This is a genomic window from Morganella sp. GD04133 (assembly GCF_029835375.1).
Taxonomy (GTDB): Bacteria; Pseudomonadota; Gammaproteobacteria; order Enterobacterales; family Enterobacteriaceae; genus Morganella; species Morganella morganii_B.
The window spans coordinates 1-25,321 of sequence record NZ_JAODZS010000036.1 but is presented as its reverse complement, the minus strand read 5'-3'; the positions used below and the strand labels follow the sequence as shown (position 1 = coordinate 25,321).

The 25,321-nt window shown below is 50.4% G+C and carries 24 protein-coding genes and 1 tRNA gene; 17 read left to right on the top strand and 8 right to left on the bottom strand.

Going from position 1 to position 25,321, the window contains the following annotated elements; genetic code table 11:
* Positions 1-48 precede the first annotated feature (48 nt).
* The gene (locus N7387_RS16850) at positions 49-561 is read left to right on the top strand and encodes a hypothetical protein (protein ID WP_279800382.1); all 513 of its coding nucleotides are present in this window, start codon (positions 49-51) and stop codon (positions 559-561) included.
* On the opposite strand, the gene N7387_RS16845 is transcribed toward N7387_RS16850, so the two are convergent.
* The 3 genes from N7387_RS16845 to dsdC all read right to left on the bottom strand — a co-directional run bounded on the left by N7387_RS16845 (position 542) and on the right by dsdC (position 3,108).
* Positions 542-1,717, bottom strand: a complete 1,176-nt coding sequence (locus tag N7387_RS16845) for an integrase arm-type DNA-binding domain-containing protein (RefSeq protein ID WP_279800381.1) — start codon at positions 1,715-1,717, stop codon at positions 542-544. The two genes, N7387_RS16850 and N7387_RS16845, sit on opposite strands and share 20 nt — an antisense overlap.
* A 164-nt stretch (positions 1,718-1,881) precedes the next feature.
* A tRNA-Arg gene (locus N7387_RS16840) sits at positions 1,882-1,956 on the bottom strand.
* Between the two features lie 186 nt (positions 1,957-2,142).
* On the bottom strand, positions 2,143-3,108 hold the full coding sequence (gene dsdC / locus N7387_RS16835) for a DNA-binding transcriptional regulator DsdC (protein WP_279800380.1): 966 nt from the start codon (positions 3,106-3,108) through the stop codon (positions 2,143-2,145).
* Between the two features lie 217 nt (positions 3,109-3,325).
* Here dsdC and dsdX point away from each other — a divergent pair, with 217 nt between their 5' ends.
* Both dsdX and dsdA read left to right on the top strand, forming a co-directional pair.
* A complete protein-coding gene (dsdX, locus tag N7387_RS16830) occupies positions 3,326-4,663 on the top strand; it encodes a D-serine transporter DsdX (RefSeq protein WP_279800379.1) in 1,338 nt (445 codons plus the stop codon).
* Positions 4,664-4,675: 12 nt separating this feature from the next.
* Entirely contained in the window at positions 4,676-6,010 is a 1,335-nt protein-coding gene (gene dsdA, locus N7387_RS16825) for a D-serine ammonia-lyase (protein ID WP_262864509.1), read from the top strand.
* 65 nt (positions 6,011-6,075) lie between these two features.
* Here the strand turns inward: dsdA and proC are convergent, their stop codons facing one another.
* A complete protein-coding gene (gene proC / locus N7387_RS16820) occupies positions 6,076-6,885 on the bottom strand; it encodes a pyrroline-5-carboxylate reductase (RefSeq protein ID WP_279800378.1) in 810 nt (269 codons plus the stop codon).
* 182 nt (positions 6,886-7,067) lie between these two features.
* On the opposite strand from proC, the gene mlaA reads away from it, so the two are divergent.
* On the top strand, positions 7,068-7,826 hold the full coding sequence (gene mlaA, locus N7387_RS16815) for a phospholipid-binding lipoprotein MlaA (protein ID WP_274369828.1): 759 nt from the start codon (positions 7,068-7,070) through the stop codon (positions 7,824-7,826).
* A gap of 73 nt (positions 7,827-7,899) precedes the next feature.
* On the opposite strand, the gene fadL is transcribed toward mlaA, so the two are convergent.
* Positions 7,900-9,240 (bottom strand): long-chain fatty acid transporter FadL, encoded by a 1,341-nt coding sequence (gene fadL, locus N7387_RS16810; RefSeq protein ID WP_279800377.1) that lies wholly within the window; start codon positions 9,238-9,240, stop codon positions 7,900-7,902.
* A 338-nt stretch (positions 9,241-9,578) separates the two neighbouring features.
* On the opposite strand from fadL, the gene N7387_RS16805 reads away from it, so the two are divergent.
* The 4 genes from N7387_RS16805 to sixA all read left to right on the top strand — a co-directional run bounded on the left by N7387_RS16805 (position 9,579) and on the right by sixA (position 14,262).
* Positions 9,579-9,875: a DUF406 family protein gene (locus N7387_RS16805; protein WP_025154911.1), complete on the top strand. Its 297-nt coding sequence runs from the start codon at positions 9,579-9,581 to the stop codon at positions 9,873-9,875.
* Between the two features lie 212 nt (positions 9,876-10,087).
* Complete coding sequence (gene fadI, locus N7387_RS16800; protein ID WP_279800376.1) at positions 10,088-11,380, top strand: acetyl-CoA C-acyltransferase FadI; 1,293 nt, start codon at positions 10,088-10,090, stop codon at positions 11,378-11,380.
* A 12-nt stretch (positions 11,381-11,392) separates the two neighbouring features.
* Complete coding sequence (gene fadJ / locus N7387_RS16795; RefSeq protein WP_279800375.1) at positions 11,393-13,546, top strand: fatty acid oxidation complex subunit alpha FadJ; 2,154 nt, start codon at positions 11,393-11,395, stop codon at positions 13,544-13,546.
* 245 nt (positions 13,547-13,791) lie between these two features.
* Positions 13,792-14,262 carry a phosphohistidine phosphatase SixA gene (gene sixA, locus N7387_RS16790; RefSeq protein ID WP_029991407.1) on the top strand — a complete coding sequence of 157 codons (471 nt, stop codon included), beginning with the start codon at positions 13,792-13,794 and terminating at the stop codon, positions 14,260-14,262.
* On the opposite strand, the gene smrB is transcribed toward sixA, so the two are convergent.
* Positions 14,263-14,808, bottom strand: coding sequence for an endonuclease SmrB (smrB, locus tag N7387_RS16785; RefSeq protein WP_025154914.1), 546 nt, complete (start codon positions 14,806-14,808; stop codon positions 14,263-14,265).
* Between the two features lie 194 nt (positions 14,809-15,002).
* On the opposite strand from smrB, the gene prmB reads away from it, so the two are divergent.
* From prmB to N7387_RS16750, 7 genes are all read left to right on the top strand, one after another.
* Positions 15,003-15,932 (top strand): 50S ribosomal protein L3 N(5)-glutamine methyltransferase, encoded by a 930-nt coding sequence (prmB, locus tag N7387_RS16780; protein ID WP_025154915.1) that lies wholly within the window; start codon positions 15,003-15,005, stop codon positions 15,930-15,932.
* 79 nt (positions 15,933-16,011) lie between these two features.
* The gene (gene aroC, locus N7387_RS16775) at positions 16,012-17,100 is read left to right on the top strand and encodes a chorismate synthase (protein ID WP_108656791.1); all 1,089 of its coding nucleotides are present in this window, start codon (positions 16,012-16,014) and stop codon (positions 17,098-17,100) included.
* Positions 17,101-17,152: 52 nt separating this feature from the next.
* Positions 17,153-17,953, top strand: coding sequence for a sulfite exporter TauE/SafE family protein (locus N7387_RS16770; RefSeq protein WP_025154917.1), 801 nt, complete (start codon positions 17,153-17,155; stop codon positions 17,951-17,953).
* A gap of 25 nt (positions 17,954-17,978) precedes the next feature.
* Positions 17,979-18,530 carry an elongation factor P hydroxylase gene (locus tag N7387_RS16765; protein ID WP_279800374.1) on the top strand — a complete coding sequence of 184 codons (552 nt, stop codon included), beginning with the start codon at positions 17,979-17,981 and terminating at the stop codon, positions 18,528-18,530.
* Positions 18,531-18,566: 36 nt separating this feature from the next.
* On the top strand, positions 18,567-18,848 hold the full coding sequence (locus tag N7387_RS16760) for a YfcL family protein (RefSeq protein WP_004235092.1): 282 nt from the start codon (positions 18,567-18,569) through the stop codon (positions 18,846-18,848).
* A complete protein-coding gene (locus N7387_RS16755; RefSeq protein ID WP_262881914.1) occupies positions 18,845-19,372 on the top strand; it encodes a GNAT family N-acetyltransferase in 528 nt (175 codons plus the stop codon). The genes N7387_RS16760 and N7387_RS16755 overlap by 4 nt, the downstream gene beginning before the upstream one ends.
* Positions 19,373-19,763: 391 nt before the next feature.
* Positions 19,764-20,027, top strand: a complete 264-nt coding sequence (locus N7387_RS16750; RefSeq protein WP_262860041.1) for a hypothetical protein — start codon at positions 19,764-19,766, stop codon at positions 20,025-20,027.
* Positions 20,028-20,122: 95 nt separating this feature from the next.
* On the opposite strand, the gene glsA is transcribed toward N7387_RS16750, so the two are convergent.
* Both glsA and mnmC read right to left on the bottom strand, forming a co-directional pair.
* Complete coding sequence (gene glsA, locus N7387_RS16745) at positions 20,123-21,130, bottom strand: glutaminase A (RefSeq protein ID WP_279800373.1); 1,008 nt, start codon at positions 21,128-21,130, stop codon at positions 20,123-20,125.
* A gap of 243 nt (positions 21,131-21,373) precedes the next feature.
* Positions 21,374-23,401: a bifunctional tRNA (5-methylaminomethyl-2-thiouridine)(34)-methyltransferase MnmD/FAD-dependent 5-carboxymethylaminomethyl-2-thiouridine(34) oxidoreductase MnmC gene (mnmC, locus tag N7387_RS16740; RefSeq protein WP_279800372.1), complete on the bottom strand. Its 2,028-nt coding sequence runs from the start codon at positions 23,399-23,401 to the stop codon at positions 21,374-21,376.
* Positions 23,402-23,596: 195 nt separating this feature from the next.
* Between mnmC and fabB the strand changes: the two genes are divergently transcribed.
* Together fabB and N7387_RS16730 are read left to right on the top strand one after the other, a co-directional pair.
* Complete coding sequence (gene fabB / locus N7387_RS16735) at positions 23,597-24,811, top strand: beta-ketoacyl-ACP synthase I (RefSeq protein WP_262868011.1); 1,215 nt, start codon at positions 23,597-23,599, stop codon at positions 24,809-24,811.
* 118 nt (positions 24,812-24,929) lie between these two features.
* Positions 24,930-25,199, top strand: a complete 270-nt coding sequence (locus tag N7387_RS16730) for a DUF3811 domain-containing protein (protein WP_045138115.1) — start codon at positions 24,930-24,932, stop codon at positions 25,197-25,199.
* The last annotated feature ends 122 nt before the right edge of the window (positions 25,200-25,321 follow it).

The window sequence follows — 25,321 nt, the reverse complement described above, 5'->3', positions numbered from 1 at the left end:
CCAGAAAAATCAAGTGCGGGTTATTTAAATAGTGATGAGTTTGGGTATTTGGGTTATCATTTTTATAATGGAAAAGTAACAGCACGCAAAGGATCTGTAGATAAATTAAGAGACTCATTACTTTCAATATTTACCGGATATAAACATTCAAAACTAAAGAATATTAACTTTTTAGAGTGGAGAGTTAATTTAAGAATCACTGGCTGCATATTTCAAAATAAATCTAAGGGGTGGATGTATTTTTTCTCTGAAATAAATGATGAGAAATTGCTACATGAGTTAGATTATTTCATCGAAGGCCTGTGTAAAAGATTTTGTGTTACTATAAAACTCAAGTCATTTGTTCGATCTTTTTATCAAATTAAATATTATCGCCGTGAAACTCGCTATATCCCTAACTTTGATGAGTACAACATAGATGATAAATCGTATGTCCTAACTTATTATTTTAATAAAAATATTGATGGAATGCAAGATGAGGAAATAGAGTATCATTTTAATAAACGAATTTCTCGACAAGTGAAGGATATTGAAACAGATGTTAAGGATGCAACTTATTAATATATTCACAATAAAAATACATCATTTTTACCCTGCCATTTAAGTATAAAGCATGGTTATAAATTCCACGGATGGAGTTTTTATCAACATGTGCAAGCTGTAATTCAATCCATGCACTGTCAAAGCCGTTTTCATGCAGAATAGTGCTCATCATGTGTCTGAACCCGTGCCCAGTTAGCCGTCCTTTATAACCAATCTTTTCGATCACCTTATTGATACTTGCTTCACTGATAGGCTTTCTTGCGTCATTTCTGCCGGGGAAAAGTAACGGATAATTGCCGGTGATTATTTTCAGTTCATTCAGGATTGCTATAACCTGTGGTGCCAAAGGCACCAAATGAGGACGACGTTTTTTCATGCGCTCTTTCGGGATCTCCCACAGGGCATTTTCAAAATCAAATTCATCCCATTGAGCAAAGCGCAGCTCTACAGTTCTGACACCGGTCAGCATAAGCAATTGCGTTGCGTATTTTGTTACTTTACTGCCCTGATAGTTATTTAGTGCTTTAACAAAATCGGGTATTTCATTTTCACGCAGGAATGGGAAATGCTTAACTTCCGGCTTATTCATAGCGCCAGATAAATCCGGAGCTGGATTGTATTTTGCTCTGCCAGTGATCACCGCGTAACGGTATACTTCCCCGCATCGTCTGCGGATCTTGCTGGCTTGCTCTAATGCACCACGCTTTTCAATTTTCTGCAGAACGGCCAATAACTCTAACGGCGCTATCTGGTCGATAGGGCGGTTACCAATATACGGAAATACGTCATTTTCAAAACACCGTAAAATTTCCTCTGCATAACCCTCTGACCAAGTTGCACGCTTTGATGTGTGCCATTCCATAGCAACAGCCTGAAACGTATTCTCAGTGGCGAACTTGAGCGTTATTTTGTCGGCTTTACGGGCATCACTTGGGTTGATATTTTCTGCCAGTTGCTTTTTAGCCTCATCCCGTTTTTTACGGGCATCGGACAGCGTTACGGTGTCGTACACACCCAAAGAGATCATTTTAGGTTTACCCGCGAACCGGTAGCGGAAACGCCAGCACTTTGAGCCGTTAGGTTCAATTAGCAGGGATAGTCCGTTGCCATCATTCAGGGTATACGCTTTATCTTTAGGCTTTGCTTTGCGGATTTGGATGTCTGTAAGCAGCATAATGTGTATAGTTTTTCCATTGAACCTAGACCTATACACAATAGTATACGCATTAGTGCCTGGATTCCAGTAAACTGAATGGGATGTCACTAGACGTGAACTTGGATTAATCTTTTGTTTTTAATGAATTATTAGACTTGGTGGGATGGTTTGAGATGTATAGCTGGTGTCCCCTGCAGGAATCGAACCTGCAATTAGCCCTTAGGAGGGGCTTGTTATATCCATTTAACTAAGAGGACATGATATCTGATTGTATGACCGGTTTTGCGGCGGGTCATATGTTAACGCTCAACCCCGTATTCTATCAAGTCTTTATTTCCGCTTTGTTTTTTCTCCGTTTCCGGTTACCGGTGCATTTTTTATGGGGTGCGCCGGTCCCGGATGTACTGATTGAGTGCATCCGGGACCAGGGTGTTTGATTGTATTTATGGTAATGTCTTCGTAACCTTTTGTTTCAGCCACGAAATAAAAATATCGGCTTTCGGGTTTCGCCTGTCACCAAGCATCGCAAAGTAATATCGCTGCCTGCATGTCAGTGAAATATCGCCGAAGGGCATTACCAGCATCCTGCTCTGAATACGTTTTTCCACCAGTTGTTTACGTCCCATCGCGACACCGGCATGGTTCATTGCCGCCACAATCGCCAAATCTGAACGATCAAAACACAGATTGCGCCGGTGAGGGAACAAATCAGGCTGATAGTGCTCACTCCAGGCTTTCCATTCATCGTAATCCGAGTTACTGCTCCATGCCTGGCGGTCATGCAATAACATGCAGTTCCTGAGCTGATGAAGATTGTTATACAGATCATAACGCTTTGCATATTCCGGGCTGCAAACCGGCACGATCGATTCTGACATCAAATCTTCGCAATAGAGATTAGGTCTTGATATATCATCGTAATAAATTGCGATATCAATACCATAGCCGCGAAAATTGACATCATCATTACCTGTCAGCAGATTCAGCTGAATAGCAGGGTACTGCTCTGTGAAATCCGCGATCCCGGGAATCAGCCAGCATTGCGCCAGTGACGGGCGGGAATAGACGGTTAACTCACCGGAGATTTCCTGATTTTTGATATCAATGATTTCCTGATTAATGTCATCCAGGTTTTTCCGTAATGCCCAGTAGATGCGTTCACCGTCTGATGTGAGTTCAACCCGCCGGTGAAAACGCTCAAATAACCGGAAGCCCAGCTCATTTTCGAGGGTGTTGATCCGGTGACTTACCGCGCCGGGCGTCAGTGCCAGTTCCTGTGCTGCCAGAGCAAATGAACTGTGCCGTGCCGCCGCTTCGAAAGTATGCAGGCGTGACAGCTGATGACTTGATACCCGTTTGTTGCGCCGCAGGGATCCTGACGATTCATACCGGCTTATCTCCGATGACATAGCCCCTCTCTTTTATTACTCAGGATGTTTTTTGTATAAAGAATACCGCGTTTAAGGTGAATTTATATGATGCAATTCACGAAAAAAGTACTGATTTTGACGAATGTCACGCATTTGAGTTAATGCAGCTAATTCAAAGCCCTGGTTTCATCGTTTGTCACCCCTGAATATTTATTATCCAATAAATGCACAACAACAATATAACCAGGGGTAGGATATGGACTCTGTCATGTGGATGATCGGCACGCTGATTTTCAGTATCTTGCTGATCATTATTTCAATTATTAAATTTAAGTTTCACCCGTTTTTAGCATTATTGCTCACCAGCTTTTTTGTCGGCATTGCCATGAATATGGAACCGCAGGATATGGTCAGCGCCATCGAAAACGGGATTGGCGGGACACTCGGATTTTTGGCAGCTATTATCGGACTGGGAACGATACTCGGAAAGATGATGGAAATATCCGGCGCTGCTGAGCGAATCGGGATTACGCTGGAAAAGTGCCGCTGGTTAAGTCCCGATGTCACTATGATATTGATCGGCCTTATCTGCGGTATCACGCTGTTTGTTGAGGTCGGGGTTGTGTTACTGATCCCGCTGGCATTTTCGATTGCCAAAAAAACAAATACCTCATTATTAAAACTGGCGATCCCGTTATGTACGGCGCTGATGGCCGTACACTGCATTATTCCGCCGCATCCCGCTGCGTTGTTTGTCACCAATGAACTCGGCGCTGACATCGGAACGGTTATTGTGGCAGGGTTAGCGGTGGGACTGGTTGCTTCACTGATTGGCGGACCGCTGTTTCTGAAATTTTTGGGGGATCGTTTACCGTTCAAAGTTGTACCGGCTGCATTTGCTGATCTGAAAGTGCGTGAAGAGAAAGAGTTACCCTCATTAGGCGCGGCGTTATTTACGGTTCTGCTGCCGATTGTGCTCATGCTGGTTAAAACAACCGCCGATTTAAACATGAGCAAAGATAACCCGTTATTCACCTTTTTACAGTTTATCGGTAATCCGATAACCGCCATGTTTATCGCCGCGTTTGCTGCTTATTACGTCTTGGGTATCCGCCGTAATATGGGAATGAGTACGCTGCTCAGTAAAACGGAAGAGAGCTTTAGCTCGATTGCGAATATCTTATTGATTATCGGGGCGGGAGGTGCATTTAACGGCATCCTGAAAGGCAGCGGGCTGAGTGATTCTCTGGCGCTGGTGCTGTCCGGTATCGATATACATCCGATTTTACTGGCCTGGCTGGTGGCTATCATTCTTCATGCTGCAGTCGGATCAGCAACGGTCGCCATGATGGGGGCGACCGCAATAGTCGCTCCGCTGATGCCGCTGTATCCGCACATCAGCCCTGAAATTATGACGCTGGCGATCGGCTCCGGGGCAATCGGCTGCACCATTGTGACTGATTCCTTATTCTGGCTGGTTAAACAATATTGTAATGCCACGCTGGCGGAAACATTCCGTTATTACAGTGTCGCCACGCTGATTGCGTCCGTTGTCGCGCTGACCGGCACTTTTGCACTTTCCTATGTGATTTAAAAGAGAGTAATGATGACTCAGATTAATATTGAAAAGTTAATTGCTGACTATCCATTGATTCAGGAACTGATTGATTTAACACCGGTGGCCTGGTTTAACCCCGGCGTAACCACCACGGAAGCGGGATTACCGTATGTGGGATTGACGCTTGAGGATGTGAAGGATGCGCAAGCCCGCTTAAGCCGCTTTGCGCCGTATCTGATGAAAGCATTTCCTGAAACGCAGGCCACGCAGGGGATCATTGAATCTGAGACGGCAGCGATTCCTGATATGCAGGCGGCTCTTGCTGCGCGCTATCAGACGCCGCTGGCAGGGAAAATGTATCTCAAGAAAGACAGTCATCTGCCGATCTCCGGTTCAATAAAAGCGCGCGGCGGGATCTATGAAGTGCTGACTCATGCGGAAAAATTAGCGCTGGACGCCGGGTTGCTGTCAACCGGTGATGATTATGCGGTGCTATTCTCCGATGAGTTCAGGCAGTTTTTCAGTCAGTATCGTATTGCCGTCGGATCAACCGGTAACTTAGGGATGTCCATCGGCATTATGAGCGCGAAGCTGGGTTTCAGTGTCAGTGTGCATATGTCTGCGGATGCCAGACAATGGAAAAAAGACAAATTACGTTCTCATGGTGTCAATGTTGTTGAATATGAACAGGATTACAGTATTGCGGTGGAGCAGGGGCGCAAAGAGGCAGAAAAAGATCCGTCCTGCTTCTTTATTGATGATGAAAACTCCTCCACACTCTTTTTAGGCTATGCGGTGGCAGGTCTGCGGCTGAAAAAGCAATTTGCTGAAAAAGGAATTACCGTTGATGAGCAGCATCCGCTGTTTGTGTATTTGCCCTGCGGTGTCGGCGGGGGCCCCGGTGGTGTTGCCTTCGGATTAAAACTGGCATTTGGTGATGCGGTGCATTGTTTCTTTGCGGAACCGACGCATTCACCCTGCATGTTGCTCGGGGTGCATACCGGTCTTCATGATGCCGTCTCTGTTCAGGAAATCGGTATTGATAATATTACTGCGGCAGATGGTCTCGCGGTCGGCCGGGCATCCGGATTTGTCGGCCGGGCCATGGAACGGCTGATCGATGGTTATTACACCATCGACGATGCGGAAATGTATAACCTGTTAGGATTGCTTGATCAGACGGAAGCTATCAGGCTGGAGCCTTCCGCGTTAGCGGGCATGCCCGGTTGTGTGCATGTGACCCGGAATGAAGCCTATTTACAGGCTAACGCGCTGACACCGGAAGTGATGGCGAATGCCTCACATCTGGTCTGGGCAACCGGCGGCGGCATGGTTCCTGAAGATGAGATGCAGAAATATTTATCACAGGCCAAAGGTAACTGACAGGGTAGTGAGCTGCTGAACAGACCGGGACCGGCAGGATGATTGCCGGACCCGGTATCAGGTGATTATTTACGGCTCATTTCCTGTGACTTTTCTGTCGCACTGCGGACACCGGCTATCACCGCCTGACGTAAACCCATTTCTTCCAGTTTGGTGACCGCTTCAATTGTGGTCCCCCCCGGCGAGCAGACCATATCTTTCAGTTCACCCGGATGTTTGCCGGTTTCGAGAACCATTTTTGCCGCCCCCATAACCGCCTGTGCCGCAAACTCATAGGCTTGTTTGCGCGGCATACCGCTTGCTACCGCGGCGTCCGCCATTGCTTCAATAAACATAAAAACATAAGCCGGTGAGGAACCGCTGACACCAATCACAGCATCAATCAGCGATTCCGGCACTAATTCGGCGCGTCCGAAACTGCGGCATAATGACATCACCAGCTCCGTTTCATCATCTGTCAGATAAGCATTCACGGTAACGGATGTCATCCCGGCATTGACCAGTGCAGGGGTATTCGGCATCAGACGGACCACTTTAGCGGATGGCGGCAGGGCGGCTTCCAGAGCTTCCAGTGTGACACCGGCGGCCACCGAAACAATCAGGGTATCTGCTTTCAGACAAGGGGAAATATCACGCAGTACACCGGGAACGGCATAAGGCTTTACACCTATAAAAATAATATCGGATTGTTCCGCCACCCGCTGAGCCTGTGCTTCGCCGTGAACACCGAATTCCTGAGCCACGCGGTCTGTACTGGCCGGGCTGTGGTTATGCACAAAAACAGTATCGGGAGAAATAATTTTTCCTGAAATCAGGCCGTTAAGGATGGCTTTCCCCATATTCCCGCAACCAATAAATCCGATTTTTTTATTCATGATGGCTCCTGTATTACTGATAAAGACTGACCGTAAAAGCAGGATACCACTCTGTGCCATCAGGGTAACCCGGTAATTTCGGCATGATTTACATACACAAATATACAAAATCCGGGTAATATTGACTTATTATAGATACGTGAAACGGTAAATGGTACTCACGTTTTGGCATGGAGAAACATATGAAGTATCAGGTAAGTGGCCTGACACTTGCTGCGGTGCTGCTGATTGGCGGGTGCGCAAGTTCGGATCAGACACCGGGAACGCGCAGTGATCCGCTCGAAGGATTTAACCGCTCAATGTTCAATTTTAACTATAACGTGCTGGATCCTTACGTGCTCAGACCGGTGGCAGTGGCCTGGCGTGATTATGTGCCGACACCGGCGCGTAACGGCACGATTAATTTCCTCGGTAACCTCGAAGAACCGGCCAGTATGGTCAATAACTTTCTGCGCGGCGATTTCTACCAGGGATTTAAACATTTTAACCGCTTCTTCCTCAACACGGTCTTTGGTCTGGGCGGTCTGATTGATGTTGCGTCAATGGCAAACCCGGAACTGGCAAAAACAGAACCGGCCCGTTTTGGTAATACCTTAGGAAACTACGGGGTCGGGTACGGGCCTTATGTGGTTATCCCGGGCTATGGCGGCTGGACACCGCGTGTGGACGGCGGTGACTGGCTGGATACCACATATCCTATGCTGAGTTATCTGACTATCTGGATGGGCGTCGGTAAATGGGCTATTGAAGGTATCGATAACCGTGCACAGGCACTGGATGCGGAAGGGGTGCTGCATAACTCCAGTGATCCGTATCTGATGATGCGTGAAGCCTACTTCCAGCGCAATGACTTCTTGGCCTCCGGCGGAGCACTGAAAGTGCAGGAAAACCCGAATGCGGCAGCGATTGCGGATGACCTGGATTCTATCGACAGCGAATAATGTGCTGGTGGCAGACAAATAAAAAAGTTCTGGTCACTGACCAGAACTTTTTTTATGCATTCAGCCCGGAAAATCAGAAGCTGTAGTTAAAGTTAACGCCGTATAACCAGGCTTTACCGGAGGAGTTGAATTCGTAGTTTGGCATTTGCAGGTTCGGGTTACCCAATTTGCCACCGATAGCTGCAAGCTGATCTTTACTCATCAGTGGCTCAGAGATATTAACTTTACGCCCGTGCATATAGGCAACACCAACATCAACAGACGCATCTTTGTTGAAGGCGTAGGTTGAGCCCAGGCTGAACCAGATACGATCCTGGTCCGGAATAGAGATAGAGCGGCTGTTTGCCGGGACCGGGCTGTCATCAAAGGCAATACCACCACGGAAGGTCCAGTTATCATCATGATAATAAGTGGTACCTAATGCTACGCGGTAGGCATTTTTGAAACCTTCATGCTTTTCAAACAGAACGCCGCCGTTACCTTTATCTGTCGCTTTCAGCTCCTGGAATGAATCCCAGCCGGTGTAAGCAAAGGTATAATGAACCGCCCATTTTGGTGCAACGCGGTGATAAGCGGAGAATTCCCAGATATCCGGTAAATTCAGATCCAGTTTACCTTTGGTGGAGCGGTCAATAAGACCCGGAATGTTTTGGGTGAAATCACCGTCTTTAAATTTCACAGTGACTTTAGAGCGATATGTCAGACTGAAACGGTTATCTTTATCCAGCTCATATAACATCCCCGCATTCCAGCCGTAACCCCAGCCGTCACCTTTCAGTTTGGCGAGGTTAGAGTTTGCCGGAATTTTTGCTAATGCAGGATTTTTGGTCAGCCCTGCAGCAACCTGGCCCAGCTCACCAGTATGACGCGAAATTTCCGCATCAGCGTAAACCGCATTCAATCCCAGACCAAAGCTGAAATTGTCATTCAGACGGTAAGCACCAGCCACGTTAAAGTTGGCAGTAACGAGATCGGTTTTGCCGCCGATAGCACCGGCGGAGTAGTTATCTTTAAACTCTGTCGCCAGACCGAAGTTTGTGGTGGTTGATGCACCGACTGACCATTTTTCATTAATCGGCATAATAAAATGCAGATTCGGGACTACCGCGCTTGGTGCGATATCTTTGGCATCCGTGCTGTTACCGGTCAGCGGGGACTTGCCGCTGATATCCACTGACGGATTGATCATGATCGCACCGGCGGACATGGACGGGCGATCAAATAATGTCATTGCTGCCGGGTTGCGGCTGCCGACGCTGGCATCGTCTGCCACGGCACCTTCCCCTGAAAACGCACGTCCGAGTGCAGACGTGGAATACTCATTTAATTGAAAACCCGCCGCAAAAGCCTGAGTCGCTGTTAATGAAACTGCCACTGCTAATGCTGAACGAGTGAACAGGTTTTTCTGGTTCATGACCAAAACCCTCTTGTTTATTTTGTTTATGTACTACTTTGGTAGTTAGAAGTAGCGCTGGATTGTATGTTTGCTTGTTGATATGACAAATCAGACCAGTTGACAGAGTATAGAATCAGCACACTCAAATGTTATTTTTTTGTATGAAGATAAGCGGATTGAGATGTAAAAATGCGATTCAGATAACAAAAATTTAACAACAACGTGATTTTTGAGCGCAAAAAGTAGCTTTAGCCCGAGTAGATCAAACAATAGATTGAATTTTTATGGTTTACTTTGATAAATGGTATGATTCAGTACTAAGACTGCAGGCTATTTTTAACTAACGGGAGACTGAAATGGCTGACGAAAAAAAACTGTGCAGCGCAGAAGAAACCGCAGCATGCTGCTGTGTGGATGTAGGCACGATTATTGATAACGAAAGCTGCACCTCTTCTTTCGAGCGCGTATTTGCATCTAAAGCAGACGCTGAGCAGATGATGGCAGCACTGACTGCCAAAGCAAATGCAGCAGCATCTGAACCATGCAAAATCCACAGCGAATATAAAGAAACCGCTGACGGCGTTGAGCTGAAAGCGGATTTTACTTTCAGCTGCCAGGCTGAAACACTGATCTTTGAACTGGGTCTGCGTTAATTCATCAGAACAATACGCAAACTGAATTCAGGCCTCCGGTGAATACGGGGGCCTTTTTTTTATCGATTTTTTGTTATAAAAAGTTTATTTCCCTGAGCCACCTCGCAGTTTTCAGTTATCCGTATTGCGTGAATGCAACACGATGTTAACAATATCAGCAGGTCAGACCACCGGCAGTTCGTGATAACCTCTCATCATGTAAGGATGAACGAATGAAGCAGGCACAGGCAGAACGCATTGCAATTATTGACGGATTACGGACACCGTTTGCACGGCAATCCACGGTATACCGTGATATCCCTGCGGTTGAACTTGGCCGGGCGGTGGTGCAGGAACTTCTTTTTCGCCAGTCGTTTCCGGCAGAATTGGTTGACCTTGTCGTTTTCGGCCAGGTGATCCAGATGCCTGCTGCGCCCAATATTGCCCGTGAAATTGTGCTCAGTACCGGGTTGCCGGTAACCACTGATGCGTATTCAGTGACCCGCGCCTGTGCCACCAGTTTTCAGGCCATTGCTAATGCGGCACAGGCGATACAGTGCGGACAAAATCAGATAGCTGTTGCAGGTGGGGCAGATTCCGCCTCTGTGCTCCCGATTGGCGTGTCGCGCAAACTGGCGGGAGTATTGCTGGATCTCAGTAAAGCCCGGAAATTATCGCAGAAACTCCGGTTGCTGGCCTCACTGCGGCCGCGTGACCTCCTGCCTGTTGCCCCGGCGGTGGCGGAATACTCCACCGGCCTGCGCATGGGGGATACCGCCGAACAGATGGCAAAACGTTACCATATCAGCCGTCAGGCACAGGATGCATTTGCCCATCAGTCACATCAGGCCGCCACACAGGCGTGGACATCAGGTGTCCTGCGCGATGAGGTGATGACAGCCCGTTTCCCGCCGTTCAGCCGGGTTTGTGAAGAAGATAATACGTTACGGAAAAATTCACTGTCCGGCAGCTATGCACAACTGAAACCGGCATTTGATAAACGTCACGGCACGGTGACCGCGGCAAACAGCACACCACTGACAGACGGCGCAGCAGCCGTACTGATGATGACTGAAACCCGCGCCCGTGAACTCGGGCTGACACCGCTGGGTTTTCTGCGCAGTTATGCATTTACGGGCAATGCAGTGCAGGAAGATATGCTGCTGGGGCCGTCGTATGCCGCACCGCTGGCACTTGATCGCGCGGGCCTGACATTATCTGACCTGACACTGATTGATATGCATGAAGCGTTTGCAGCCCAGGTTCTGACTAACCTGCACTGTTTTGCCAGCGGGGACTTTGCCCGCGAAAAACTCAACCGGACATCGGCAATGGGTGAAGTGGACCCGGCGCGGTTTAATGTACTTGGCGGGTCAATTGCTTACGGGCATCCTTTTGCGGCTACCGGTGCCCGGATGGTGACGCAGACATTACGCGAGTTACAGCGGCGGGGCGGCGGTTTTGCAATGACCACGGCCTGTGCGGCGGGTGGACTCGGCGTGGCGATGATCTGGGAAACAGAATAAGACGGGAGACTGATGATGACACAACATGATGAAACACCTTCTGCCTTCCGCCTGACTGTGCGTCCGGATCACACCGGGGTCATCACGATTGATGTCCCCGGTGAAAAAGTGAATACCCTGAAGGCAGAGTTTGCCGCACAGTTTGAGGCCGTACTGCGTGATGCCCGGCAAATCCCGGGGTTACGGGCAATGGTGATTATCTCCGGTAAGCCGGATACGTTTATCGCCGGTGCGGACATTCATATGATAGCCGGATGTACAGAAGCCGCACAGGCGCAGGCACTGTCGGAATCCGGGCAGCGGTTATTTAATCTGATTGAAAACTATCCGCTGCCGGTGGTGGCGGCGATTCACGGTAGTTGTCTCGGCGGCGGGCTGGAACTGGCGATGGCTTGTCACAGCCGTGTTGTCACTGACAGCGATAAAACCCGGCTCGGGCTGCCCGAAGTTCAGCTGGGGCTGTTACCCGGTTCCGGTGGTACACAACGTCTTACTGCTTTGGTCGGGCTGGCGGCTGCACTGGATATGATGCTGACCGGGCGGCAGTTACGGGCAAAGCAGGCAGTCAAAATGCGGCTGGCCGATGATATTGTTCCACCGGACATTTTACTGGAAACCGCAGTAGCCCGTGCCTTGTCGGCAAATCCGGCACAGCGGGCTCCGGTACCTTTCCGGCATAAGGCGGAAAAAATGAAGGGGCTGCGGGATATCATCTTCCGTATGACCCGCAAACAGGTTCGCCGCCGCAGTGGCGGACATTACCCTGCGGCCGGACAGATTATTGATGTGGTGCAGTGTGGTTTTGAAAAAGGCCGGGAGGCCGGGTTCAAAGCAGAAGCCACGGCATTCGGTAAACTGGCGGTCACTCCGGTATCCGCTGCACTCCGTCATCTCTTTTTTGCCTCAACCGCACTGAAAAAAGAGTCTGCCGATGGGGGAAAGCCAGCAGAACTGCATCATGTGGCGGTGCTGGGCGGCGGGCTGATGGGCGCGGGAATTGCCACGATTACCCGTCAGCGGGCGGGGTTACCGGTCAGAATCAAAGATGTTTCGCAGGAAGGGACAAATAAAGCACTGGCTTTTTTCTGGCAGCACCTGAGCAAACAGGTGAAACGCAGGCGGCTTTCTCCGCGTGAGCGGACACAGTTGATAAGTGGTATGACCGGCACCACGGATTACCGGGGATTCCATCATATTGATTTTGTGGCGGAAGCTGTTTTTGAATCTTTGGCACTGAAGCAACAGATGATTGCTGAGATCGAGACAGTGACATCACCGGATACTATTTTTGCCTCAAATACTTCATCACTGCCAATCCGTGATATTGCCGCGAAGGCATCACGGCCTGAAAAAGTGATTGGCTTACATTATTTCAGCCCGGCAGAAAAAATGCCGCTGGCGGAAATTATTCCCCATGAAGGCACAGATGCCGTGACACTGGCAACCACGCTGCAACTGGCGCGCAGACAGGGAAAAACAGCGATTGTGGTCGGTGATAAAGCGGGGTTTTATGTTAACCGGATTCTGGCGCCTTATATTACGGAAGCGCTGCGTTGTCTGACTGAAGGTGAACCGCCGGAAAAAATTGATAACGCGCTGACTGATTTCGGTTTTCCTGTCGGCCCGGTAGCACTGCTGGACGAAGTGGGCATTGATGTCGGCACGAAAATTATGCCGGTACTGGAGGCCGCATTTGGTGAGCGGTTTGCACTGCCACCGCAGCTGGATGCGCTTTTTCGTGACAACCGGCTGGGCAGAAAAAACAAACGCGGATTTTATGATTACACGCCATTGCCGTGGTGGAAACGCGGTGGCCGCAAAGCGCCGCGTAAGGCGGATGAAGCGATTTACCCGCTGCTGGGTATAACCGTACAGGAGCGTCTGACACCACAGGAGATCACGGAACGCTGCCTGATGATGATGCTTAATGAGGCTGTAAGAGTGCTGGATGAACAGGTCATCCGTTCACCGGCAGACGGGGATATCGGTGCGGTATTTGGTATCGGATTTCCGCCATTCCTCGGCGGACCGTTTTACTATATGGACAGTATGTCAGCGGTCGTTATGACTGAAAAACTGACGGCACTGGCTGCCCGTTACGGTGATCGCTTCACACCGTGTGAGGCATTACAGCAACGGGCTGCGGATAACCGCCGTTTTTACTGAGAAAGTGCGGTGAAGTCACCGGGAACACGGGGCGGTTGTTTCATTTCCCTGAACAGGTTCTGAACAAAATTCAGGTTTATCTCTGTGCTGAATCATTTTAATTATGATTAATTTGAGGCAGAATGCCTTTCACCTCCCCCGACGGGGACACAGAAATAACGATAATTTTAAACAGATCATTCTTTGATGTGATACGGCCCGGGGATTCAGACATGACCGTATCCGTCCTGTTCAGACGGTGACGTATGCAAGTTCTTATTATGCGACATGGCGATGCTGCTTTGCAGGCCGCCAGTGATTCAGTCCGGCCCCTGACCGCAAAAGGGATAACAGATTCCCGTTGCATGGCAAAATGGCTCGCCGGGCAGCACGTTCAGATTGATACCGTTCTGGTCAGCCCGTATCTGCGGGCAGAGCAGACACTGACCGAAATCCGTGATGCGCTGAGTTTACCGGCTCAGGAAGAGGTGATGCCGGGACTGACGCCTTCCGGGAATGCGGAGAGCGTGGCAGATTATATCCGTTTTCTGGCGGAAGAGGGGCACAAAGGGGTGCTGGTGGTATCGCATCTTCCGCTGGTCGGTTATCTGGTGGCGGCATTGTGTCCGCAGGAAACCGCACCGATGTTTGCAACATCGTCTGTTGCCTGTATTGAACTGGATGATGACGGACGCGGCGCACTGCTCTGGCACCGCGGTCCCGGGCAGATTGACTGATTACTCGCGCCGGGCGGTTTCAGCAATCTCAATCAGAAGCAGTAATGCGGCAGTGCCGCCCCATTCCTTAGGGGCCTGGTGAAAGGCGATCACATCCGGGTGTTGTGCCAGCCATAACGGTGTCTGTTGTTTCAGTACATGCTTGCCGTGTCCGTGCATAATACAGACACAATAGGTATTTTCGCGGCGGGCTGCGGCTATCAGTGCACCAATTTCCTGCTTGGCCTGAAGCTGAGTCAGTCCGTGGAGATCTAAAAACAGCTCCGGTACATAATCCCCGCGACGCAGTTTTTTCAGCTCATACGGGCTGGCATTTTCCCGCAGATAGCGCGCCGGGCCGTCCATATCCAGGTTCGGGCGATATTCATCAGAGAAATAGAAACTGGCATCAACCTGATCCTGTAACAGCCGTTCAGGCGCAATTTTTGTCACACCAGCCCGTGATTTCGGATGCACCACAATATCCTGTCTGATTTTACGTGTCCCGCTGATGGCCTCTTTAAACAGGTTCAGGTCATCATCAGTCAGGGGTGTCTTCTTTTTCATAACATCTCATCACTTACTATTTTCCATAGTGTAACCGATTTTTTTAAGGATGTTGACGCTATACTGCCGGTCACCGCTGACGGGAGCCACCGGAAAATTGCCGCGCATTTCACAAGATATGCTGATTTAGCAGCGACTTCATGGCAAACTACGCTATCAGATATCTTATTTTGTTTTACCCCGCCGGAGGCACTTTGGATAAAATTTACGTTGATGAAGCCGTCAGTGAGCTTCACACGCTGCAGGATATGCTGCGCTGGGCAATGAGCCGTTTTAATGCGGCCAACATTTACTATGGCCACGGTACAGATAATGCCTGGGATGAAGCCCTCCAGCTGGTACTGCCGACACTGTTTCTGCCTCTGGATTTACCCGCTGAACTGTATCAGTCCCGGCTGACCTCCTCGGAGCGTCACCGTATTGTGGAGCGCGTACTGCGCCGGATCACCGAACGGGTGCCGGTGCCGTACCTGACTAACCGTTCCTGGTTCTGCGGCCATGAATTTTATGTTGATGAGCGCGTGCTGATCCCGCGTTCACCGATTGGTGAGCTGATTAACAATCACTTTGCAGGATTGCTGGATGCAGAACCGGAAACGATTCTCGATCTCTGCACCGGCAGCGGTTGTATCGCAATTGCCTGCGCGTATGAGTTCCCGGATGCGGAAGTGGACGCGGCAGACATCTCCGCCGATGTGCTGGAAGTCACAGAAATGAACATTGAGAATCATGGCTTATCTCACCGTGTGGTGCCGATGCGTTCAGATTTGTTCAACGATCTGCCTGCGGTGAAATATGATCTGATTGTTACCAATCCGCCGTATGTGGATGCGGAAGATATGAGTGATTTACCGGATGAATTCCGCGTAGAACCAGAGCTGGCGCTGGCTGCGGGCAGTGACGGCCTGAAACTGGTACGCAGGATCCTCGCCAATGCGCCGGATTATATGTCAGAAGATGCGGTGCTGATTTGTGAAGTCGGTAACAGTCAGGTACATCTGATGGCCGAATTCCCGGAAGTGCCGTTTATCTGGCTGTCGTTTGAAAACGGGGGAGACGGTGTCTTTATGTTAACTCGTGATCAATTAGCAGAACATCATGATGCTTTTAAACTTTTCAAATAACCGTTCCTCCTGTAGGAATAGAAACATAAAAACAGGTTAAAACCATTCACTTGCACACAATCAGAGACAGGAAAACACGATGGCCGGAAACAGTATCGGCGAACTTTTTCGCGTAACCACCTTTGGTGAATCACACGGCCCGGCGCTGGGTTGTATTGTTGACGGCGTACCGCCGGGACTGGCGCTGACCGAGGCCGATATGCAGGCAGACCTCGACCGCCGCCGTCCGGGCACATCCCGCTATACCACGCAGCGTCGTGAGCCGGATCAGGTCAGAATTCTGTCAGGGGTATTTGAAGGAAAAACCACCGGAACCAGTATCGGGCTGCTGATTGAAAATACCGATCAGCGCTCACAGGATTACGGTGCCATCAAAGATCTCTTCCGGCCGGGGCATGCGGATTACACCTATGAGCAGAAGTACGGCTTTCGTGATTACCGCGGCGGCGGCCGCTCATCTGCCCGTGAAACGGCGATGCGCGTGGCGGCCGGGGCGATTGCCAAAAAGTATCTGCATGAGAAATTCGGTGTGATAGTCCGGGCCTGTCTGACTCAGATGGGGGATATCAAATGTGATATCCGCGACTGGGCACTGGCAGAACAAAATCCGTTTTTCTGTCCTGATGAACGTCAGCTGGATGCGCTGGATGAATTACTGCGCGGCCTGAAAAAAGAGGGGGATTCCATCGGTGCGAAAGTCACGGTAGTGGCGGAAAACGTCCCGGCGGGTCTGGGTGAACCGGTCTTTGATCGTCTGGATGCGGATCTGGCGCATGCGCTGATGAGCATCAACGCGGTGAAAGGTGTCGAAATCGGAGACGGATTCGGTGTGGTTAACCTCAAAGGCAGCGAAAACCGGGATGAAATTTATCAGACCGGTTTTACCAGCAATCACGCGGGCGGCATTCTCGGCGGCATCAGCAGCGGCCAGCCAATCATCGCACATATTGCCCTGAAACCGACATCATCGATTACCGTTCCCGGTAATACGCTGAACCGGCAGGGTGAAGAGGTGGCAATGATCACCAAAGGGCGTCATGACCCCTGTGTCGGGATACGTGCTGTGCCGATTGCCGAAGCAATGACCGCGATTGTGCTGCTCGATCACCTTCTGCGTCACCGCGGACAATGTGCGGATGTCACGCCGCCGTTACCGGCCTGGTCATGATTTAAACAGACATCCCGGGTATTGTGCCCGGGATTTTATTGGCAGGTAAAAAATGGAATGGTTTCAGTTCGGTGTTGAAATCTATGTATTGCTGTTCTTTGTTGCGCTGATTGCCGGGTTTATTGATGCGATTGCCGGCGGCGGCGGATTACTGACAATCCCGGCGCTGCTGGCTGTCGGCGTACCGCCGGTGCAGGCACTGGCGACCAACAAATTACAGGCGGTCGGCGGCTCGTTCTCTGCCAGTTTCTATTTTGTCCGGCGCAAAGCGGTGGATCTTGTGGGGCAACGGGTGCCGATAATGATGACGCTGATTGGCGCTGTTATCGGCTCCGGGCTGGTGCAGTTTGTGAATCCGGAATTCCTTCGTCAGTTACTGCCGCTGCTGGTGATTGCCATCGGCCTCTATTTCCTGCTGACCCCCTCTATTGGTGCTGCTGACCAGAAACAGCGCCTGATGCCGTTTGCCTTCGGTTGTACCGCCGGTATCGGCATTGGTTTTTATGACGGTGTTTTCGGGCCGGGCGCGGGCTCTTTCTACGCCCTGGCGTATGTGACCCTGGCCGGTTTTAACCTGGCGAAAGCCACGGCTCACGCCAAAGTGCTGAACTTTGCCTCCAACGTCGGTTCACTCTCATTCTTTATTTTCAGCGGCCATGTTATCTGGCTGATGGGCTTTGCCATGCTGGGCGGACAACTTATCGGCGCCCGCCTCGGTGCCCGTATGGTGCTGAGCCGCGGACAAAAACTGATCCGGCCGATGCTGGTAACTGTCTCTTTCCTGATGAGCATCAAACTGATTTATGACAATCACGGCGATACTATCAGTACGTGGCTGTCTCAGCTTTTTTAATTTTTATTAGTGGTTTATATAATCAATGAGTACACATCAATATCAGCAGTTAATTGAGATTTTTGATAACGAATTTTTTGCTGATTTCAATACCCGCCTGATTAAAGGTGACGATGAGCCGATTTATCTGCCTGCAGATGATGAAGCACCTTATAACCGTATCGTGTTTGCTCACGGCTTTTATGCCAGTGCTATCCATGAAATATCGCACTGGTGCATTGCCGGGAAAGCGCGCAGAAAGCAGGTCGATTTTGGTTACTGGTACTGCCCGGATGGTCGTGATGCGCAAACGCAGTCAGAATTTGAGGTTGTGGAAATAAAACCGCAGGCGCTGGACTGGTTATTTTGTCAGGCTGCCGGTTATCCGTTTAACGTCAGTTGTGACAACCTTGACGGTGATTTCGAACCTGATCGCGTCAAATTCCGGCGAATTGTCCATGGGCAGGTGATGGAATATCTGGCGCAGAACTCAATACCCCTGCGTGCAGCAAGGTTTATTAATGCCCTGCAATCGTTCTACAATACGCCGCCGCTGACTGCGGACCAATTTCCATGGCCGGAAGATCCGTTTGCCTGACAAACGATTCCGGTGACTGAACTTTAAGGAACAAACATGCTTGCGGATTATGAAACGCGTATCCTCGCCCAGATTGATGACATGGTTGAACATGCCACAGACGATGAACTGTTTGCGGGCGGTTATCTGCAGGGGCACCTGACCCTCGCGGTGGCAGAACTGGAACAGTCGGGTGATCACTCCGTTGAGGCGCTTCACAACCGGGTGGAGGAGAGTATCCGTCAGGCAATCAGTGCCGGGGAGCTGACACCGCCGGATCAGGTGCTGGTGCTGGAAACCTGGAAACGCCTGCTGCAAACCGCGCAGGAGCAGGAATGACAGCCAAACCACAATACCGCATCCGCCGGGCCCGTCCGGCGGACGCCGCATTGTTACCGGCTGTTGAATCCTCTGCCGGTGCGTTATTTGCGACAGTACCGGGCTATGAATGGATAGCGCGCAGTGAAGGCCATTCCGAAACGGCATTCCGCAATTATATCGCCAACGGTAATGCGTGGGTGGCAGCGGACAGTCAGGATCAGCCGGCAGGATTTGTGCTGGTATCCAATCTTGGTACCGGGCTGCATATTGATGAGCTTTCTGTCTCTGCGGCGCATCAGCGTCAGGGGCTGGGGCGTCAGCTGATTGAGCGGGTACAGAATGTGGCGATTGCACGCGGTTGTGCGGCAGTTACGCTGACCACATTCCGGGATGTGGCCTGGAACCGGCCTTATTATGAGCATCTTGGTTTTGAGGTATGCGATGTTTCCCGCGCACCGGCATTGGAAGCGATTATGCTGAAAGAGGCAGAATACGGGCTGCAATTCTGTGATCGCTGTTCCATGGTTTACCGTATTTTTTGAAAAAGTGAAATATCGCAATTGATGAGAAAAGGCCGCACGAATATGCGGTCTTTTTTATTTATGCCGGACTAATCATCCAGCCATTAATACATTAACAGATAATAATAAAATAACTTGTGATTGTGACATTAACGGCGAAAATAGTGCCGTTTTTTTATGTCTCAGCGCCGGGTTTTATGATCAGGTTATAGATTTTTCTGTTTAACAGAATGATTTTTAATCATCTTCCATATAGATAATTGGGTACCCGTTTCTGAGATTATCGTCTCTTTTGTTGCGTAAAAGTCAATAACTACGTAGATATGTTGAGTAAATAGCATAAACTATTAACTTGCTATTAACATTTATTGTGTCAGAATGTGTCTGTCCCCACAAAATACAGGTATTGATTATGTTTGAATTACAACCGAAAAACGCAGCACAACAGGCTGTGACTATTTACACGAAGATAGCGGTTGCTGCGGTGGTCTTGCTGGCACTGTTATTTTCTTTCTGGTTTAAACTTGACGGAATGAGCGTCATTGAAAGAGCAGTCCCTTCCATCGGTATGATTTTATTTACCGGATTAATAATTTTTAATGCCAAACGGGAATTAGATTTGCTGTACCGTTCAGAGGATAAATGCGCGAAAAGCGTGATTGCCCTGAACGCCTGACAAAAACAGGACCGCGTCAAGCGGACTGATAACTATAAAGAAGAGATGATCACGGGTCATCAGCAACGATGCTGATGACCCTTTTTTATGTCACATTACTGATACAAATCAGCACCGGTTTCCTGAGCAATATAGCGGATAGCTGCCTGTGCTCTGACACTGTTGCCTGCTTTATCCAGCGGCGGGGAATAAACAGCCACGGCGTATTTACCCGGAACCACGGCCAGAATACCGCCGCCGACACCACTTTTCGCCGGAATACCGACCTGATACAACCAGGTACCGGAACCGTCATACAGCCCGGCAATCGCCATCTCTGCCAGTACTTTGCCGGTGTTTTCGGCACTCAGTAACTGTTTGCCGTTGTACGGGGATTTGCCGTGATTAGCCAGTACCGCCCCCATTTTTGCCAGATCAACCGTTGTGGCATCCACAGAACACTGACGGGTATAAAGGTCAACCGCCTCATCCGGATTGCCGTATAACATACCGTAAGATTGCATCAGCCGCGCCAGTGCCTGGTTGTGCTGATTGGTTTCGGATTCAGAGCGGTATACTTCATCATTCACCGTCAGTTTTGTATCGGCGTAAGCTTCCATGTTCTCCATAATCTGCTGCCAGCGGTCGTCCGGGTTTTTGGCCTTGATCAGACTGACTGCGCTGATAGCCCCGGCATTGACCAGCGGGTTCTGCGGGCGATCCGGTCGCAGTTCAATCGCCAGTCCGGAGTTAAACGGCAAGCCGGTGGCATTAGCGCCCAGTTTCTCCAGAACGACCTCTGAACCCTGCTGATCCATCACCATTGCGAGGGTAAAGACTTTTGACAGGGATTCCAGCGGGAACAGCTTATCTTTATCTCCGGCGCTGTAGATTTTGCCGTCTACCGTGGCAATCACAACGGCGTAATTATCGGGGCTGTATTTGGCGAGAGCCGGAATATAATCCGCCACGTCACCGGATTTTTCGCTTTTGAATTTTTGATACGCCTGCTCAGCAATCGTATCGTAGCGAACACTATTATCGGGAATATTATTGTTCTTTGCGTAGGCAGAGGTAAAACAAAACAGTGCAAAGGTCAGGGCGATAACTATTTTATTCTTCATAATCTTCTCCGGTTATTATTTCCGGATGAAGCGTATAGGCGCACTGACTTTTCTGTAAATTGATCATTGGGCAAGAGAAATTGCCGCTGACAGGTGAACTGAGCCGGTTTCTGTGAGAACGAACACAAAATGACCCGGGTTTGCGGCGGCGATCAATAAAGTCTGCTGATGAAATTCCGTTTCACCGGCGGAAAAAATATCAATAATGTGATGAAGACCGGCAGGTGACCGGTCAGAAGCGGGTCAGGATTTTTGCGGCAGCGGACGGCCTTTCAGTAATTTACGGACATGGAAACGGGCGGGATGGATGGCGGCGAGTGTGTCATCATCCAGCGGAAGCGCCTCACCGAAAATCTGAGCTGCCAGCACTTCAGCCGCCAGCGGAGCTGTGCATAATCCGCGTGAGCCGAGCGCGGCCAGCAAAAACAGCTGAGGCAGATACGGAACGCTGCATACGGTTTCCGGGGATGATTTTTGTTCATCCAGATGTGTATAACGCGCTGTTAATGCGGCAAAATCAGGAACATTTCCCGCCAGCGGCAGGTGATCACGTAATGTGCAGCGGATCCCCTGACGGGACTCCCCGGCGCTGATATCCACCATCTCCGGCCAGCTGACATCGGGCAGCGAGGTGAGCAGCCGCTGTTTGTTGGCAGTTTGTTCCTCTTCGCGGTATTCCGTGCCCAAATCATTGCGCTGGTGGCTGGCACCAATACAGTGCAGACCGTCAGCCGGATTCACCGGGGTCAGATAACCTTCATAACACAGCACTTTTCTCAGCCCGGCAATCGCCGGTACCGACGGCACATGGCTGACCTGGCCGCGCACCGGGGTAACCGGCAGCGGGGCGGTCTGCGGAAACTGTGTGATACAGTGGCCGTTTGCCAGCACCACCACATCCGCTTCTGCCGTACTGTTATCCGCAAAACGGAGCTGCCAGCCCTGTTCTGCGGGGAGCAGCGTTTTCACCCCACAGTTTACATGCAGATGAAGTCCTTCTTTCTGTGCCAGTGCTGCGGTATTGCGTACCAGTTCCTGCGGGCAGAGCCAGCCGCCCTGCGGATAGTGCAGGCCGTCAAAATTCACATCGGTTCCGGCAAGTTCAGAAAGCTGTTCCCGTGACAGGCGCTGCACCATGTCATCCGGCCAAGCGACAGATGAAATGTTATTGATTTTTTTACTGCTTTTTTCGTGATACATCAGCTGGATCACGCCGCACCAGTCATGATCGTATTTCACGCCCTGAGCTGACAGTGCATCGTATGTACGGCGGGCAAACGGGAATGCGGCGGTAAAAAAGCGCTCAAGCGGATCATCCCGTCCGGTCAGCAGCGGATAAAGCGCACCCTGGCGGTTACCGGAGGCATTGAGCGCCAATGCATTATCCGCACAATATAAGGACACATCCACACCACGGCGCAGCAGGGCGAGAGCAGAGAGAACCCCGGCGATCCCGCCGCCAATGACCGCTATTTTCTGCCGTGCGGTGGCCGGATGACGATCAAACCACGGTGTCACCGATAGTGCCGCATCACGGGGATTCACCCCGGACAGGCATTCCCGCTTATGCGCGAAGCCTTTACGGCGCTCAACGGTAAATCCGGCCTGCTGCAAGCCACGGCGGACAAACCCGGCGGCGGTAAAGGTGGCAAAGGTACCGCCCGGTTTTGAAAAACGAATCATCAGCTCAAACAGCGACTGCTGCCACATATCCGGATTTTTGGACGGGGCAAAACCGTCGAGAAACCAGGCATCAATCTTGTTGTCCAGCGCGTGAGTGAGGGAAGGGAGTAATTCATTGACATCACCCAGCCATAAATCGAGGGTAATTTCACCGCCGGACAGCTGAATACGGTGACAACCGGGTAACGGCTGCGGCCACTGAGCGCACAGCTGTAAGGAGAGATCCGCGAACGCCGGCCAGTGACGGTGAGCGGCCTGTAAATCAGCCACCGTCAGCGGAAATTTTTCAAAACTGATAAAGTGCAGGCGTTTAAGCGGATGCGCGGGACTGGCTGCCCGGAACGCCAGGAAGCTCTGCCACAACGTGAGAAAATTCAGTCCGGTACCAAACCCGGTTTCTGCGACAGTACAGACCGGCGTGGTCATTTGAGCAAATCTGTCCGGAAAACCGTTGCCGTTAAGAAACACATAGCGGGTTTCCGCCAGTCCGTCATCGTTAGAAAAATAGACGTCATCAAAATGTTGCGAAACAGGTGTACCCTGTTCATTCCAGGTTAAATGTGCAGTTTCAATTGCGGTTTTTTTCACGTTACGGCCTGAAGGTTCTGTTCGGTTTTCCCTGATTTTACTCTGCTTTGCGCTGTACTGCCATGCCGGATGTGACACAGCACAATATCGGTATGTAAAGATGCGAAAAAACGTCTGATCGGACTTGTTCAGCTTACAGGTGTAAGCTAAAGTAGCGCTAAAATCCCGTACTACTTAAAATGACAGAGGTATTGAATGAAGCGTGCAGTAATCACCGGTCTGGGGATTATCTCAAGTATCGGTAATAACCGGGAGGAAGTACTGGCTTCTTTGAGAGAAGGTCGTTCCGGGATCACATTCTCAGAAGAATTTAAAGAGATCGGCATGCGCAGCCAGGTTTGGGGTAACGTCAAACTGGACACTGCGGGTCTTATTGATCGTAAAACTGTCCGTTTCATGAGTGATGCATCTATCTATGCGTATCTTTCCATGGAACAGGCTATTGCAGACTCAGGCCTGACAGAAGAGCAGGTGTCTCACTACCGTACCGGTGTGGTTGCCGGTTCCGGCGGCGGTTCCCCGCGCACTCAGGCTATCGCGGCTGACGGCATGCGTGCCAAAGGTCTGCGTGGTGTCGGTCCTTACCTGGTGCCGCGTGCAATGGCATCCGGTGTGTCCGCAAACTTAGCGACACCGTTTAAAATCAAAGGCGTGAACTACTCAATCAGCTCTGCCTGCTCCACCTCTGCACACTGTATCGGCCACGCGGTGGAACTGATCCAGCTGGGTAAACAGGATGTGGTGTTTGCCGGCGGCGGTGAAGAACTGTGCTGGGAAATGAGCTGCGAATTTGACGCAATGGGCGCACTGTCCACCAAATACAACGAAACACCGGACAAAGCATCCCGTACTTATGATCAGGGCCGTGACGGCTTTGTGATCGCAGGCGGCGGCGGTATGGTCGTGGTGGAAGAGCTGGAACACGCGCTGGCGCGCGGTGCACATATCTACGCGGAAGTGGTCGGCTACGGCGCTACATCTGACGGCGCGGACATGGTTGCCCCGTCCGGTGAAGGTGCGGTCCGCTGCATGCAGATGGCGATGCATGGTCTGGATACACCGGTTGATTACATCAACACCCACGGTACATCCACACCGGTCGGTGATACCAAAGAGCTGGAAGCGATCCGTGAAGTGTTCGGTGACCACACCCCGGCACTGTCAGCGACCAAAGCCATGACCGGCCACTCACTGGGTGCGGCAGGTGTTCATGAGGCTATCTACAGCCTGCTGATGCTGGAGCACGGTTTTATCGCACCGAGCATCAACGTGGAAGATCTCGATGAGAAAGCGGAGGGTATGGCGATTATCACCGAACCGACCGAACGTGAGCTGACCACTGTGATGTCCAACAGCTTCGGCTTCGGCGGCACCAACGCCACACTGGTTATGCGCAAATATCAGAACTGATTTTGCCCTGTTGATCAGATAAATGCCCCGGTTTAATCACCGGGGCATTTTCTTTTGCGGCAAAGTCTGTCAGGGTATAACGGTACTGTTTATCCTTTTACTGCCACAGGGGTGATGAATGAAAAAGCTGACTATTGCAGAGATGACTGAGCCGCAGAAAATCCGTGTCCGCACCCGGCTGGCGCAGGAACAAAAGAAATTGGGGCGTCCGCTGACCAATGCGGAGCAGAATAAAGTCAAAGATCAGATTATCACCGAGATTTCCAAAGAAGTGGATGCCGCTGCCGCTAAAGTCAGAGCGCAGAAAAAAAAGGATAAAATCAAACCCGGCAGCGGAACAGAAACATATAGCTGGTCAGCGAAAACCCATACGCGGGGATTACGCTGAGCCTCTCCGAGAACTTACTTCCGTTTTTATTACGATAACCGCCACCAGGCGGTTTTTTTGTATCTCACTCAGGTAATTTTTGCAACAAGCCCACAATCCAAATGGTGAATTACTATCTTATA

Coding starts and splice junctions, on each gene's coding strand:
- N7387_RS16845 (WP_279800381.1), bottom strand. CDS start 1,717: ATGCTGCTTACAGACATCCAAATCCGCAAAGCAAAGCCTAAAGATAAA.
- dsdC (WP_279800380.1), bottom strand. CDS start 3,108: ATGTCATCGGAGATAAGCCGGTATGAATCGTCAGGATCCCTGCGGCGC.
- dsdX (WP_279800379.1), top strand. CDS start 3,326: ATGGACTCTGTCATGTGGATGATCGGCACGCTGATTTTCAGTATCTTG.
- dsdA (WP_262864509.1), top strand. CDS start 4,676: ATGACTCAGATTAATATTGAAAAGTTAATTGCTGACTATCCATTGATT.
- proC (WP_279800378.1), bottom strand. CDS start 6,885: ATGAATAAAAAAATCGGATTTATTGGTTGCGGGAATATGGGGAAAGCC.
- mlaA (WP_274369828.1), top strand. CDS start 7,068: ATGAAGTATCAGGTAAGTGGCCTGACACTTGCTGCGGTGCTGCTGATT.
- fadL (WP_279800377.1), bottom strand. CDS start 9,240: ATGAACCAGAAAAACCTGTTCACTCGTTCAGCATTAGCAGTGGCAGTT.
- N7387_RS16805 (WP_025154911.1), top strand. CDS start 9,579: ATGGCTGACGAAAAAAAACTGTGCAGCGCAGAAGAAACCGCAGCATGC.
- fadI (WP_279800376.1), top strand. CDS start 10,088: ATGAAGCAGGCACAGGCAGAACGCATTGCAATTATTGACGGATTACGG.
- fadJ (WP_279800375.1), top strand. CDS start 11,393: ATGATGACACAACATGATGAAACACCTTCTGCCTTCCGCCTGACTGTG.
- sixA (WP_029991407.1), top strand. CDS start 13,792: ATGCAAGTTCTTATTATGCGACATGGCGATGCTGCTTTGCAGGCCGCC.
- smrB (WP_025154914.1), bottom strand. CDS start 14,808: ATGAAAAAGAAGACACCCCTGACTGATGATGACCTGAACCTGTTTAAA.
- aroC (WP_108656791.1), top strand. CDS start 16,012: ATGGCCGGAAACAGTATCGGCGAACTTTTTCGCGTAACCACCTTTGGT.
- N7387_RS16770 (WP_025154917.1), top strand. CDS start 17,153: ATGGAATGGTTTCAGTTCGGTGTTGAAATCTATGTATTGCTGTTCTTT.
- N7387_RS16765 (WP_279800374.1), top strand. CDS start 17,979: ATGAGTACACATCAATATCAGCAGTTAATTGAGATTTTTGATAACGAA.
- N7387_RS16760 (WP_004235092.1), top strand. CDS start 18,567: ATGCTTGCGGATTATGAAACGCGTATCCTCGCCCAGATTGATGACATG.
- N7387_RS16755 (WP_262881914.1), top strand. CDS start 18,845: ATGACAGCCAAACCACAATACCGCATCCGCCGGGCCCGTCCGGCGGAC.
- N7387_RS16750 (WP_262860041.1), top strand. CDS start 19,764: ATGTTTGAATTACAACCGAAAAACGCAGCACAACAGGCTGTGACTATT.
- glsA (WP_279800373.1), bottom strand. CDS start 21,130: ATGAAGAATAAAATAGTTATCGCCCTGACCTTTGCACTGTTTTGTTTT.
- fabB (WP_262868011.1), top strand. CDS start 23,597: ATGAAGCGTGCAGTAATCACCGGTCTGGGGATTATCTCAAGTATCGGT.
- N7387_RS16730 (WP_045138115.1), top strand. CDS start 24,930: ATGAAAAAGCTGACTATTGCAGAGATGACTGAGCCGCAGAAAATCCGT.